Origin of the sequence: Duganella callida, assembly GCF_004614165.1 — a bacterium.
Classification (GTDB): Bacteria; Pseudomonadota; Gammaproteobacteria; order Burkholderiales; family Burkholderiaceae_D; genus Rugamonas; species Rugamonas callida.
The window spans coordinates 17,699-31,729 of record NZ_SPVG01000097.1 but is presented as its reverse complement, the minus strand read 5'-3'; the positions used below and the strand labels follow the sequence as shown (position 1 = coordinate 31,729).

10 protein-coding genes are annotated in these 14,031 nt (G+C 62.1%); 2 read left to right on the top strand and 8 right to left on the bottom strand.

The genetic code is table 11. The features are described from left to right. Positions 1-145: 145 nt before the first annotated feature. Positions 146-451 (bottom strand): PsiF family protein, encoded by a 306-nt coding sequence (locus E4L98_RS10365; RefSeq protein ID WP_135201485.1) that lies wholly within the window; start codon positions 449-451, stop codon positions 146-148. 110 nt (positions 452-561) lie between these two features. Between E4L98_RS10365 and E4L98_RS10360 the strand changes: the two genes are divergently transcribed. After that, complete coding sequence (locus E4L98_RS10360; RefSeq protein ID WP_135201484.1) at positions 562-1,089, top strand: superoxide dismutase family protein; 528 nt, start codon at positions 562-564, stop codon at positions 1,087-1,089. Positions 1,090-1,112: 23 nt separating this feature from the next. Here E4L98_RS10360 and E4L98_RS10355 read toward each other — a convergent pair whose 3' ends face one another. After that, the gene (locus E4L98_RS10355; protein ID WP_135201483.1) at positions 1,113-1,856 is read right to left on the bottom strand and encodes an SDR family oxidoreductase; all 744 of its coding nucleotides are present in this window, start codon (positions 1,854-1,856) and stop codon (positions 1,113-1,115) included. Between the two features lie 105 nt (positions 1,857-1,961). Between E4L98_RS10355 and E4L98_RS10350 the strand changes: the two genes are divergently transcribed. After that, entirely contained in the window at positions 1,962-2,858 is an 897-nt protein-coding gene (locus E4L98_RS10350) for a LysR family transcriptional regulator (protein WP_135201482.1), read from the top strand. A gap of 12 nt (positions 2,859-2,870) precedes the next feature. Here the strand turns inward: E4L98_RS10350 and E4L98_RS10345 are convergent, their stop codons facing one another. From E4L98_RS10345 to E4L98_RS10320, 6 genes are all read right to left on the bottom strand, one after another. After that, entirely contained in the window at positions 2,871-5,924 is a 3,054-nt protein-coding gene (locus E4L98_RS10345; protein WP_135201481.1) for an NACHT domain-containing protein, read from the bottom strand. Positions 5,925-6,030: 106 nt separating this feature from the next. Beyond that, positions 6,031-7,548, bottom strand: a complete 1,518-nt coding sequence (locus tag E4L98_RS10340) for a tryptophan halogenase family protein (protein ID WP_135201480.1) — start codon at positions 7,546-7,548, stop codon at positions 6,031-6,033. A gap of 22 nt (positions 7,549-7,570) precedes the next feature. Further along, positions 7,571-8,584: a cupin-like domain-containing protein gene (locus E4L98_RS10335; RefSeq protein WP_135201479.1), complete on the bottom strand. Its 1,014-nt coding sequence runs from the start codon at positions 8,582-8,584 to the stop codon at positions 7,571-7,573. Then, entirely contained in the window at positions 8,568-9,269 is a 702-nt protein-coding gene (locus E4L98_RS10330) for a SapC family protein (RefSeq protein WP_135201478.1), read from the bottom strand. Before E4L98_RS10330 ends, E4L98_RS10335 begins: the two co-directional genes overlap by 17 nt. Positions 9,270-9,279: 10 nt before the next feature. Further along, positions 9,280-10,803 carry a tryptophan halogenase family protein gene (locus E4L98_RS10325; protein ID WP_135201477.1) on the bottom strand — a complete coding sequence of 508 codons (1,524 nt, stop codon included), beginning with the start codon at positions 10,801-10,803 and terminating at the stop codon, positions 9,280-9,282. A 100-nt stretch (positions 10,804-10,903) separates the two neighbouring features. Next, the gene (locus E4L98_RS10320) at positions 10,904-13,864 is read right to left on the bottom strand and encodes a TonB-dependent receptor (protein WP_135201476.1); all 2,961 of its coding nucleotides are present in this window, start codon (positions 13,862-13,864) and stop codon (positions 10,904-10,906) included. Positions 13,865-14,031 lie beyond the last annotated feature (167 nt).

The window sequence follows — 14,031 nt, the reverse complement described above, 5'->3', positions numbered from 1 at the left end:
GGGTAGGAACATGTCCGCGTCGGCTACTTGGTAAGTGGTCATTACGCGAAGTTGGTCACAAAAATTTAACTAGAAGCAATTAATGTGCCATGAAGACACTACCGCGCAAGGTAAAACGCCATCCGGCGGATGGCGTTTGGACGACTTATTTGTTGCTCAGGCATTCTTTCATGAAGGCTTTGCGCTCGTCGCCTTTCTTGCCGCCGGCGCTGGCGTCGGCGTTACACTTCTTCATTTTTTCCTGCTGGGTCAGTTTCGGCGCCGGTGCGGCCTCGGCCGGCTTGGCGCTCAGGCATTGCTTCATGAAGGCTTTGCGTTCATCGCCTTTTTTGTCGCCGGCGTCGGCGTTACAGGTTTTCATCTTGTTCTGCTGCGCGGTCGGCTCGGCGGCGTGGACGGCGCCGGCGCCCAGCAGGGACAGGATCAGGGTGGCTGCGTACAGTGTTTTCATGGGACTTTCCCGCAAAGTTGGACGTGGAATGACTATACACCAGCAGTCACTCTGAATCGTGAGAATAGTGCAATAATGGCCGTCAGCTCATCTTTATAACGGAGAACTTCATGCGTGTTATCCCGATGTCCCGCCTGCTGGCGGCTATCCTGGCGCTGGCCGCCGCCAGTCTGGCGCAGGCCGCCACCACCGCGCAGGCCGATCTGAAGCCGACCCAGGGCAACAATGTCAACGGCTGGGTGCGTTTCAACCAGCAGGGCGACCAGCTGCAGATCGATGCCGAAGTCACCGGCCTGGCGCCGGGCGTGCACGGCTTCCACCTGCACGAGAAAGGCGATTGCAGCGCGCCGGACGGCAACAGCGCCGGTGGCCACTTCAATCCGGGCGGTCACCAGCATGGCGGCCCGAGCGCGCCGGCCCACCACGGCGGCGACTTCGGCAACCTCACCGCCGACGCCAGCGGCAAGGCCACGCTGCACCTGAGCGTGCCGACCAGCCAGATCTCGCTGAACGACGGCGCGCCCGGCAACGTGGTCGGCCGCGGCGTGATCGTCCACGCCGACGCCGACGACTTCGTCACCCAGCCGACCGGCAACTCGGGCAAGCGCCTGGCCTGCGGCGTGGTGGCGGCCAAGTAATACCGGGTTCAACGCGCATATGCTCAGAACTCCTGCACCGTCGGGCGCAACACGATTTCGTTGATGTCGACGTCGGCCGGCTGCTCGATGGCGTAGGCAATGGCGCGCGCCACCGCGTCGGCCGGAATGGCCAGCTTGTAGAATTCCTTGACGAACTGCGCGCTTTGTTCGTGCGAGCTGCCGTGCTTGAGTTCCGAATCGACCGCGCCGGGTTCGATGGTGGTGGTGCGGATCGCGCCGCCGACCTCGTGGCGCAAGCCTTCCGAAATCGCGCGCACCGCGAACTTGGTGCCGCTGTACACCGTGCCGCCCGGGCTGAACACCTTGATGCCGGCCACCGAGGCGATGTTGATGAAGTGGCCGCTGTTCTGCTGGCGGAACAACGGCAGCGCGGCGGCAATCCCGTACAGCAGACCCTTGACGTTAATGTCGATCATGCGGTCCCACTCGTCGACCTTGACCTGGTCCATCGGCGCGATGGACATCAGGCCGGCGTTGTTGATCAGTACATCGACGCGGCCGTAGGCGGCCACCGCGTGGTCGATCAGCGCCTGCACCTGCGCCTTGTCGGTGACGTCGGTCCGCGCCACGCTGGCCTTGCCGCCGGCGGCACCGATCTCGGCGGCGATCTGTTCCAGTCTGTCGGTGCGGCGCGCGCCCAGCACCACGGCGGCGCCGCGCGCGGCCAGATAGCGCGCGGTGGCTTCACCCAGGCCGCTGCTGGCGCCGGTGATCACGACGACTTTGTTTTCGATGTTGGTGCTCATGGTGGACTCCTCATTGGTTGGTTGACGAGTCCAGTATAGGAAGACCAATCATGCGAATAAATGGAAATGATATGATTTGAGAATTCCATTTTCTGGAATTCAAACATGCTGAACAGACTGGAAATGCTGCGCATCTTCGTGGCGGCGGCGGAGGCGCGCAACTTCAAGGAGGCGGCGGCGCGGCTGGGCATCTCGCCGCAGGCGGTAACGCGCGCGGTGCAGGACCTGGAGGCGGCGCAGGGCGAGCTGCTCTTCCACCGCAACACGCGCGGGGTGCAGATCACCACCTATGGCGAACACCTGGCCGCGCAGGCGCGCGACAGCGTGCAGCGCATCGATGCCTTGTTCCAGCCGGGCACGGAAGCGGCGCGGTCGGAGCAGCCGGAAGGGCTGGTGCGGCTGACCGCGCCGGTGGCGCTGGGACGGCGGCTGATGGTGCCGGTGCTGAACCGCATCGGCCAGCAGTATCCGCGACTGCGCTTCGACATGCAGCTCAGCGACACCCATGCCGACGTGGTGGATGGCCGCATCGACATCGGCGTGCGTTACGGCGCCATGCACGACAGCCGCTACATCGCGCGCAAGGTCGCCTCGCCGCCGTTCCTGACGGTGGGCACGTCGGCGCTGATCGCGCAATACGGCAAGCCGAAGACCATCGAGCAGCTGCACGACTTGCCGACCACCTCGCTGCGCGACCTCAGCACCGGCAAGGCGTGGCCGTGGTACTTTGCCGGCGGCCAGCACATCTCGCCGGTGAACCCGCGCTTCCTCAGCAGCGATTCGGAGGCCGAGTTCGACGCCATCCTGGCCGGGCTCGGCTTCGGCCAGCTGCCCGGCTTCATGGCCGAGGCGCCGATCGCCGAGGGCAGGCTGGTGCCGGTGCTGCAGAAGCAGCAGCCGGACGCCTGGGACATCTACGTCTATCGCCCCCAGCGCGGGCCGGTGCCGGCGCGCATCCGGCTGGTGTACGATCAGTTAGTCGCATGGCTAAGCGGAAAATAAATCTTGATCGTGCTAGCGGTCCAGCCCTTCCCATCTTTCTTGCAATCGGCCGAGCTCGATAATCGCGGGCTCACTGCGGATAGTGAGTTTGAAACCGTCGGGCCAGTCGCCATCCACCAGCAGTTTTTTTGCTGCGATCTGCCTGACCACTGCCAGACGACTCTGGGGCAGCCTCACCGCGTCGATGGCGTGGACGATTCGCTCGCGCGAGATTTTGGTCTCAAAAGTGCGGAACAATTTGCGCATTGCCAAGTGGTCGTGAAGATAGTCTCGTAAGTGCAGCGTTGTGGCCCACAGCAAAACCAGCAGCAACAGCGTACCCATACTTTGGGCGACCACATGCTGTATCGAAACCGGTACCTTTTTAGCTGCCAGAACAACAACTGTAATGAAGCTGAGAATGCCGAACGCAAGAGCAGACATGGTGAGGATGAAGCTGAGTTTTTGTTTCCACGGCCAAGCCAGGAAAGCCCGGCAGGCTCGGAGCAGATACCCTAACAGTAACCAATCCACCGATAACAAGCCCAACATTGTAAGCAATGCTGCGACGCCATTTATATGGTGTGGCGGCAGATAGCCGGATAGCGGCACCAACTGCACTGACACAGCTGATTGGTAGAGAAACTGGAGCCCAGTCAAGACAACCGCCGCAGCGAAAATATGCTGATGGATTCGGAAAATGGCTCCAGCTGGCAGCATCGTTGACTGGTGGATGGGTTTACGTCGGCTCCGAGGAATGAAATGGACGCCCAGCGGGACGATTAATCTGTCCATCAACAGCAGCATTGCAGTCGTGCTGCAAATCAGCATTGTGACGGGCGGGACGAGTGCGCTGCTGAGTGCCAGAGCGCAAATGGAGATTAGCAAATTCCATTTGCGCCAGGTGGCGATGAGGTGTGCCCCCCGTAATGGATCGGACAAGGCCAGCGACAGGAACAAGGCCTTGCGCTCCTGCCAAAATTGTAGCGGAGGCATACTCACCACATAGTCATTGATGCGCTGTTTTAACGAACTGGATAATGCGGGCAAATGGCGGCAGGCGCGAAAGGCGGTCTCTCGTAGCCAGCTGTTGGGACAGGTCATAGCGATTTGCAACACTGGCACCGCGTCTGTATTGCTGAGCAAGCCGGTAGCTTCCAGGCAGATTTTTGCCTGCACCATGTCCTCGTCATTTTTCGCATTTTCGGTAACAAATACGGCGAGCTTGTCAGAGAAACCAACCAAGGCTTGGCGGCGTGACCGGAACGCGTCGGTCAGGAATCGTAGACTATGGATGGCACGCCGGTTTTCCGAGCTGCCGAAATGCAGTGCAATTTCATTCCAACAAAGCTCGGCCAGTTCGCGTGCAATCTTGTCACTACACAGCTGGGCATACAGGACTGTGGCGTCGCGGCCGCGGGCATCGGTCGGAATCGCTTCGAATGGCGGCGGTTCGCTGTGCTCCAGCATGCGCGTGGTGACAAGATATTCCAGGAAACGCCGGTGTACAAAAGCAAAAGAACGCGGCTCTTTGTCTGTGACTCTGGCGATGATGGCCTGACTCAGGATCTCGATGACCTGGTCAAGCTGTGGAATCTGTAATTCCTCACGCAGTACGGCTACCGGAGCCTCCAGGCCAAACGAGCTATTGTCGAATACGAAATATGCAATCCGCTTGGCGCTTTGCAGGACCTGCTCCGTGCTCAATTTATGTTTGCGTACATCCGCTTCCACTTGTGTCAGGCGGGCTGTCAGGTAATGCTGGTAAAGCTGGGCCTGCGTGTCTGGCAGGCACTGATGCGTTTTGACCCATTCTCCCAGCAGCGCCATCATGAAAGGATTGCGGACGATGGGCAGCCAGTCCGGCCGCTCGTGCAAGAGTTGATTTTGAAGCGGGACGGTGAAAGCCGGGTAGTTGCTCATGGCTTCCTGAATGCGTACTTCGGTAAGTGGGCGGATCTCCAGTACCATGTCGGCGCCAAACGGACCGGTAGGGCGGCGGAACATCCTTGACGCCAGCACTCCTCTGGTTTCATCGCCACTGCGGATGAAGTTGGAAAGCAGTAGGGATAGCTGGTTGATCAGCCATGGATCATCTTGGGCCTCCAGTAGTTCGGGGATTTCGTCGAACGAGTCGAAAATAAAAAACAGGCGTCCATGCTCCCACAGTTCCTGAAAATGCCGGTCAACGAAATCGCGCGCGAAATATGTGCACCGTTGCCTGACCTTGGTGGTCACGAAAGTATCCAATTGCTCCAACGTAGGCGGCGACTGTGGCGACCAGCGAAGGCCGACGCCTTGTGCTGGAAGCCATTCGCGCAAGTTGATATAAATTGGAATCCGTTGATCGACTTTGAACTCGGACAGCATATCCAGCGCCAGTTTGCGCAGGGCGACGCTTTTGCCTGCCCCCGGCTCGCCCAGTACCAAAAATGTCTTGGCCTTTTGCTCGTTACGGATGGCGGTTTGTAAATTCAGGATGCGTCTCGGGGCGCGATTGGATGGATTGTCAGAGATTTCCACCTCGGCCTCAAGCTCCACGTAGTCCGGACTCCAATTTACCTGATCTTCTGTGATCTCGAGGTCGCGGTACAGGGCACGGCAAAATGCTTTTAACTGTTTTTCAAAAGTCGGCTCAGGGAAATGCTTTTTCAGTGGCGCGGAAGGCGTGCCAGCGATCGGCGCTTCTTTGAGCCCGATAAAGACCACGGCAACGACGAGCGCACTCAGAATCAGTGGCAGCGGAGCTGGATCACCGGACCATTCTGCCTGTAGTAGCCAAGGGAACTTTGCGACCAGTTCGGGCACGGAGCGCAGAATAGTCAGCAGATTGTTGATGATATGATCCGACAGACTATTTTGCGTCGCCACGGCGAAAAAGCCCAGCACGGTAATTATACGCACCCTGGTTGGCCCCGTCCCGGGTGGACTCAACGCAGGACGAAGAACTAAGAGTACCAGGCCGATAAAGGCGAGAATGGTTAGCGCTTGTCCCGCTGGCATCAGCGCGACCGATGTCACAGCCGTGAGGATGGCGATCATCACAATACCCAGCAGACAATAATAAAACGGCTTCAGATTGGCCATCGTTCCCTCAAATACGCGAAAGTAAGCTTTTTAACAATACACGAGCATTTGTCTTGCGGCAATAAAAAAGCCACCCGAAGGTGGCTTTGTTTGAGCTGGCGCAAACTCAGGCCGCCTTGGCGCCCGCGTCCGGGCGGCCGCAGTAGCGTTCGACGTAGGCCTGGTGGGTCGGCAGCTGCACCACGATGCGGTCGATGCGGCCCTTGATCGAACCGAGGAAGCCTTTCAGTTCCTCGTCGCCCATCAGGTCGGCGGTGGGGTGGTGCGACTTGGGCATGATGCCCTGGCCCAGCATCACCTGGATCCACGAGTTCTCGGCGAATAGTTCGTTCGGCACGCGGAACACGCGGCCGGTTTCGCGGAACAGGTCGATGCGGTGCTGCAGCGATTCGGGGATGCTCATTTCGCGCGAGTCGATCCAGAATTGCGAGTCGGTGCGGTTGTTGACGTGATAGTGCAGGATGATGAAATCGCGGATGTGCTCGATCTCGTGGTTGCACTGGGTGTTGAACTCGTCGATGTCGGCCTGCTGGATGCCGTCCGACGGGAACATCTGCATCAGCCGGATCACGGCGCGCTGGATCAAATGGATGCTGGTCGATTCGATCGGTTCGAGGAAACCGCTGGCCAGGCCGATGGCGATCACGTTGCCTTTCCAGGTCTGCTGGCGCTGGCAGGGTTTGAACTTGATCAGGCGCGGTTCGATCAAGGTGCGGCCCTGGACATTGCGCAGCAGTTGCTGGCGTGCCGCGTCCTCGTCCAGGTGGCGGCTGGAAAACACGATGCCGTTGCCGACCCGGTGCTGCAGCGGGATGCGCCACTGCCAGCCGGCCTGGTGGGCGATGGAGCGCGTCAGCGGCACGGCGTCGCCCACCGACTCGGTCTGGACCGCGATGGCGCGGTCGCAGAACAGCCATTCCGACCAGTCGTCCATCGGCACCCCCATCGCTTCGCCGATCAGCATGCCGCGGAAGCCGGTGCAGTCGATGAACAGGTCGCCTTCGATTTCCTGGCCCGACTCCAGCACCACCGAACGGACGTCGCCGGTGGCGTCCTGCCTGGTGTAGCGCACGATCTTGCCTTCGATGCGCCTGACGTTGCGCGCCTCGCTCAGGCGGCGCAGGTATTTGGCGTAGCGGCCGGCGTCCAGGTGGTAGGCGTAATTCATGCCATTGTTGGGCAGGTGGGCGAAGCGGTTTTCCAGCGACGCCTTCAGTTCCAGGCAGTAGTCGCCGTAGTCGCCGGCCAGGCCGCGCTGCACGCCCTTGTGCCAGAAGTGCTGGAAGCCGGCGGTCCAGTGGTCGGTGCCGGTGACGCCGAACGAGTGGATGTAATCCTCGCGCACATTGCGCCAGCCTTCGAAGCTGATGCCCAGCTTGAAGGTGGCCTGGGTCTCGGCCATGAATTCCTGCTCGTTGATCTCCAGCACGTTGTGGAAGTTCATCAGGGTCGGAATCGTCGCTTCGCCGACGCCGACGGTGCCGATCTCCTCCGATTCGATCAGGGTGATCTCGAGCACCTTGCTCAGCACCTTGGAGATGCCGGCGGCGGCCATCCAGCCGGCGGTGCCGCCGCCGCAGATGACGACGCGACGTACGGGTTGACGGTTATTCGGGTCACGCATGGCGTAGTCTCCTTATTCCTTATTATCGGTTGAGTCTTTGCAGCAGCAGCGCACGCAGGGCGCGCGCGCCGTCCGCCGTCAGCGGGCCCAGCGCGCCGCGCGCGGCCGGCGGGATATGCGCGGCCGTTTCTTCGCCGGCCTCGAAAATGTAGTGGTTGAAGATGTCCTGCCAGACCTTGCGCTGCGCCGGCGGCAGGTCGCGCATGGTGAGGATGGCGGTCATCAGGGCCGTGGTCGGCGTATCCATGTAGTCGGGCGACTGCCGCCACCAGTAGTTGATCAGCACATTGAACGGCGACAGCGCCTCGATGTGGTGCCACCACATGCTGGGGATGAAGATGGCGTCCCCCGGCGCCAGCTCGGCGCTCTGTGCGTGGCGCATGGCTTCGGCGAAGCGCGGGAACTTGTCCAGGTCCGGCTGGTGGAAATCGACCAGGCTGATGGCCTGGCCGGCCGGCGTGAAATCGATCGGGCCGATGTACAGGTTCGGCAGCTGTTCCGGCGGGAACAGCGTGAAGCGGCGGCGCCCGCCTGCCACCACCGCGACGTTGTCGGGCAGGTCGTAGTGGGCGGCGATGCGGGTGCGGTTGCCGATCCAGATGCTGGCCAGGGCGTCGCGCGCTCCGAGGTCGAGGTCGTTGTGCTGGCGGAAGCCGGGCAGACAGGTGTCGATGGTGGTCGAGCCGACGTACACGGTCGGCGCCGGATGCATGTCGCGCTTGGCCTGGATTTCGTCCAGCACGGCGTTCAGCTTGGCGCGCACCGGCTGGAAGTTGAAGCCGTTCAGTTGCTCGTTGTAGAAGAAGCGGCCGGCCGAGTCCGGCGCACCGAGCATGGCGCCGACGGTGGCGCCCTGGTAGTAGCGGCGCAGGTAGGCGTCGCCGGCCTGGTCGGATTCCAGGCTGGCGCGCACCATCGGCCAGTCCGCCGCCAGGCCGCGCAGGACCAGCGGCGTGGTGGAGGTCAGGATCTCGTCGCCGAGCGTGGTCGGCGTGAGGCCATGGACTTCGCGGATGGCTTCAGGCGAGGCTAGCATTCTTGCGGTCGATCAGCATGCGGAAGTTGGACAGCGAGGCGATCACCAGGTAGATCGCCTGCAGGTGGCCGGCGGCGTGCAGCTTGGCCACCGCCTCGCCCGACAGCGCCTGCAGGCGGTCTTCGTTGATGGTGTAAAAGCCGATCAGACGGTTCTGCGAGCCGTCGTTCAGCTCGACGTCGAGCACGAAGCTTTCCAGCAGTTCGTGTTCGAGCAGCGCCGACAGGAAGCCGCCCATGCCCTGCATGCCCTGGTGGATGGCCGACAGCAGCGAGTTGACGCGTTCCAGGTATTCCGTGTTGCCGCCGTGCGGCAGGAACACCTCCTGGCCCTGGTCGCGGCTGACGCGCGGGTGGTCGAGGTCGACATTGATCATCAGTTCCTCGCCGCTGACGCCGATCAGGAAGGGCTGGCGCTCCAGCATCATCGGCACGTACGGCGCATCCCAGCGCTCGCCCTGGAGGAACAGGTTTTCCGCTTCGTGGAAGCCGAACAGCGCGATCGGTTCGAAGCCCAGGCCGTCGGTGGTCTTGCGGAACACGATGGGGAAGCATGCCTGCACGTCGCGGAACTCGGACGGGAAGGTGGTCACCGCCATCACCTGGTCGCCGTACCGGGCGCCGCGGGCGGTGATGATGCGCATGTCTTTGTGTTCGATGTTGTTCAGTAAAACCGGAGTAGGCATTTGTCTCTTTCTATATCTTCTGCAAGCCGTGCTGTTTTATGTGATGGATGAGCGTGCGGTTGTCCGGCAGCGCGCCCAGCATTTTTCGGGTGAGTGATGCAGCTTCGCGGAAATAGCCGTCCGCGATGGCGGCGTCCCGCGGCCTGGACGCGCGGCTGAATTCGCTGCGGAAGCCCATGCCGTACAGGATGTACTGATAGCTTGCCCAGGGGAACACTTCTTCGATGCGGTTGAAGTCGTTGCGCGAGGGCGCGCGGTGGCGCCACAGGGTCAGCAGTTCGGCCAGGCGCTCGGGCGTCTCGGCCGTATTGTCGCGCCAGTAGGCGCTGTCGCGGCGCCGGCTCAGCGTGTAGTGCAGCTTGAGGAAGTCGATCACCCGTTCCCAGCGGTAGGTGAAGGCTTCGTTGAAGCGCCGGGCGACGATGTCCATGGCGGCGCGGTCGGCCGGCAGTTCGTCGCACACCATGCTGGCCGACATTTCCACCAGCGCCAGGGCCGACGCTTCCAGCGGCTCGATGAAGCCGGCCGACAGGCCGATCGCCACGCAGTTGCGGTGCCAGAACCGTGCACGGTAGCCGGGGCTGAAACTGAGCTTGCGCGGCTGGGGGATGTCGGTCTGGCCGCTGGTCTGCGCGATGTAGGCGCGCAGTTCCGCCTCGGCCTGATCGTCGCTGATATAGCCGCTGGCGTAGACGTGGCCCACGCCGCGCCGGGTCGGCAGGCCGATGTCCCAGATCCAGCCGGCGCTTTGCGCGGTGGACGAGGTCTGCGAGGCGATCGGGTAATCGGCGGCCGGGTAGGGCACCTGCACCGCCAGCGCGGAATCGTTGTACAGCACGTGCTTCTGCGAAATCAGCGGCACGCCGTAGTGCTGGCCCAGCAGCAGCGCTTGCATGCCGGTGCAGTCGATGAACAGGTCGCCTTCGAGCGCGCCGTGTTCGCGGGTCTGCAGCGCGGCGATGTCGCCATTGTCGTGCGACCGGATCGCCAGCACGTGGTCCGGCACGTACTGCACGCCCAGCTTTTCCAGGCAGTGCTTGCGCAGGAACACGCCGAACTTGCCGGCATCGAGGTGGTAACCGTAGTTGGCCACCGAGGCGTATTCCGGCGTCGCCGGCTGCTTGGGCGCGCGCCCCTGCACGCACAAATGCGGCTGGTAGCTGACCAGGTCGGCGAACGGGATATGCGGATGCTGGGCCTGCCACTGGGCGGGCAGGTCGACTTCGCTGTAGCCCTGCGGCATGGAGAACGGGTGGAAATAATAGTCCTGCGCGCCGCCATCGACCCAGCGGTTGAAGCGCGAGCCCTGCTTGAAGGCGGCGTCGCACTCGCGGAAGAAATCGGACTCGGACACGCCGATGCGGCGCAGCGTGTCACGCATGCTGGGCCAGGTGCCTTCGCCGACGCCGATGGGCGGCACGTCGGGCGATTCGATCAGCGTGACCTGCACGCCGGCGCGTTGCTCCGCCGCCATCAGCCCGGCCGTCAGCCAGCCGGCGGAGCCGCCGCCCACGATCACGATACGCCGCACCATAGTCCGCCTTATTACGTAATGAGTTGCAGGAAGTTTAACCGATCCGAACAAAAAAAGCCGCTGATAAACAGCGGCTTGGCGTGGTGTGGCTACAACGTTCTTAGAACTTGTAGCGCGCGCCTATCATGTAACGCGGACCGGCTTGCGTCACCGATTCCAGCTGTTGCTTGGTGCGGCTGTGCACGCGCTGGATTTCGTCGGTCAGGTTGATGCCCTCGAACTGGAAGCTCAGCTTGTCGTTGTAGTTGTAGCTGATGCTCAGGTCCAGCTGGCCGTACGGTTCGACGTATTGCGGGTTCGGTCCGGCGCCGTCGAAGGTCGACGACAGGAACTCGCCGCGCCAGTTGTAGGCCAGGCGTCCGGTCCACTTCTTGTTCTCGAAGATGCCGACCACGTTGTACGAGTTGGACAGGCCGACCAGCGCGAACTGTTCGCCCACCGCGTTGTTGTCGTAACGCAGGCCCGAATGCACATAGGTGTAGTTGGTCGAGATGCCGAAGCCGCTGTTGCCGAACATGTGCTGCAGGTTGATCTCGGCGCCGTTCAGGCTGGCCTTCTTCTGGTTGGAGAAGGAGGTGATCTGGAACTGCGCGACCGGATCGCTCGGCTGGCCGACGATGCTGCCGTTGACGTCGCCGTTCACGCCCGGCGGGGTCACGCCCGGTGCGGTCGGGTGGTTGGTGAAGATATAGTTGCGAATACAGGTGGTGTCGGTATTCGCGCACGACTTGGCGATCGCTTCGTTCCACAGCGCGCCGCCGACCGGCGTGTGCAGGTTGAACGGGGTGGCGATGATGCGCGACTGGCCGGCGTAGTTTTCCAGGTTCTTCTTGAACAGGCCCAGCGAGACGAAGTTCTGTTCGCCGTAGTACCACTCGTAGGACAGGTCGAAGTTTTTCGACTTGACCGGCTTCAGCGCCGGGTTGCCCTGCGAGCCGGTGCCGCCGTCGGTGCGCACCAGCGAGTTCAGCGTGGTGCCGCCCTGGATCTGGTCCCAGCGCGGCCGGCCGATGGTTTCGCCGTAGCTGAAGCGCAGCTTCTGGTTCGGCGTCAGGTCGACGTCGGAGTCGAAGCTCGGCAGCAGGTTGTGGTAGCGGCCGGTGAGGGTGGTGAAGGTCGGGTCGCCGAAGGTGATCGGGAACTCGTTCTGCGACACCCAGGTGATCTTGGTGGCGGCCGGCACCAGCGCGGTCGAGACCACGTCGGTTTTTTCGTAGCGCACGCCGAACGCGGTGTGGATCGGCAGGACGGTATCCCAGTCGGTGTTGAACTGCAGGTAGAGCGCCTTGGACTTCTCTTCGGTGCGGGCGTCGTTGTCGAAGTAATTCTTCGGCAGATACATGTTCGGCAGGCCGGAGGCGGCGGCCGCCGCCTGGCGCACCTGGTTGAAGTTAAACGTGTAGAACTGGTTGAACAGCGCCGAGCTGTTGCTGCCGTCGATCTTGTCGAAGTACTGGCGCAGCGTGTCCTGGTGCCACAGGCTGCTCGGGTAGTCGGACGGCTTGGTGGCGCCGCCCCAGGTGTCGCGCTGGTTGTTGGAGAAGGCCGAGCGGTTGTCCACCTTGGTGTAGTTGAGGCCGAATTTCAGCTCGGACGCTTCCAGCACTTTCCAGGCGCCCTTGGTCTGGAACTGCTCGACTTCGCCGCGCATATAGGAGTTGGTGAACACCGAGCCGGTGACTTGCTGCGGCTTGCCGACAAAGTCGGCGCCGTCGATGCTCAGCACCGGGAAGTCGTGGCTGAAGTCGGCCGTGGTGTTGCCGCGGCTGAAGCTGGCGGTGCCCAGGGTGTTGCTGGAGCCGAAGGGGCTGTCGGCGCCCGATTCGGCGGTCGAGTGGTGCGCGTCCAGTTCCAGGCGCAGGGTGTTGGTCGGCTTCCACACGGCGTTGAAGCCCAGCGATTTGTTCTGCGTCTTGGTGGCGAAGTCGGCCGCGCCCATGGCGATGTCGCTGTTGGACACGAATTCCTTGTACATCAGCGGGCTCGATGGCGAGCCCTGGGTCCACGCGCTGCTCGACGGGCCGAAGTTGAACCAGGCCGAGATATCGTTGCGCTTGGTCTGGATCTTGTTCTCGGAATAGGTGTAGTCCAGCGTGGTGACCAGGGTGTCGACCGGCTTGTACTGCAAGGTCAGCTGGGCGTTGGTACGCTGGCGCTTGACGCCGTTGAAGTTGTAGTTCAGGTTTTGCGGCACCGAGTACAGCTGCGAACCGGTCGGGCGGTTGGTGATGGTGCACTGCGGGCAATCGGCGCTCGGACCTTGCGGGATGGTGCCCCAGTTGTTTTCGTCGCCGCGGAACGGGCCCTTCCAGCCGTTGCTGACGGCGGCGTTGTTGTAGCCCAGGTTGCGTTCCTGGTAGCTGCCGGTCAGGGCGATACCGAAGGTGTTGTTGGCGAAGGTGTTCGAGTAGATGCCCGACACTTCCGGCGTCAGCGACTTGCTGGCCTGGACGTCTTTCGGCAGGGTGTCGTTGGAGGTGTCATACACGCCCTTGGCGCCGATGCTGGCGTGCAGGCCGGGGCGGTCGAGCGGCTTGGCGGTCATCACGTTGATGGTGGCGCCGATGCCGCCGGTGGCGTTCTCGGCGCGGCTGGTCTTGTAGACCTGCAGCTGCGAGATCGCTTCCGACGCCAGGTTGGCAAAGTCGAAGGCGCGGCCATTCAGATCGCCCAGGTTGGAGGTCGGCATCTGGCGGCCGTTCAGCAGCACCAGGTTGAAGTCGGGGCCGACGCCGCGCACGGTGATCTTCGAGCCTTCGCCGATCGAGCGGTCGATCGACACGCCGGAAATGCGCTGCAGCGATTCGGCCAGGTTGGTGTCGGGGAATTTGCCGATGTCTTCGGCGACGATGCCGTCGACCACGCCGTCGGAATTGCGCTTCAGGTTCATGGACGAGGCCAGCGACTGGCGCAGGCCGGTGACCACGATGCTTTGCACCGGCTGATCTTCGCCGGCCGCCGCGACCCTGGGCGTCTCCTGGGCGTAGCCCTGGGTGGCCGCCGCGCAAGCGCTGGCCACGGCCAGGCTCATTAAAGTGTGTCGTGTCTTGGGATATTGCATGTTATCTCCTGTTTTTATATAAACAACTCCGCCTCGCTACCGCATCTGAAAATTCTGGAAAGCTTTCCAAATGTGTGATGAATATAGCATTGGCCAAAAATCAAAGTCAATTCGCAGCGCAGCAGTTTGGCCTCTCATGCATGTGTTTTCATGCCGAGTGCGGCAAA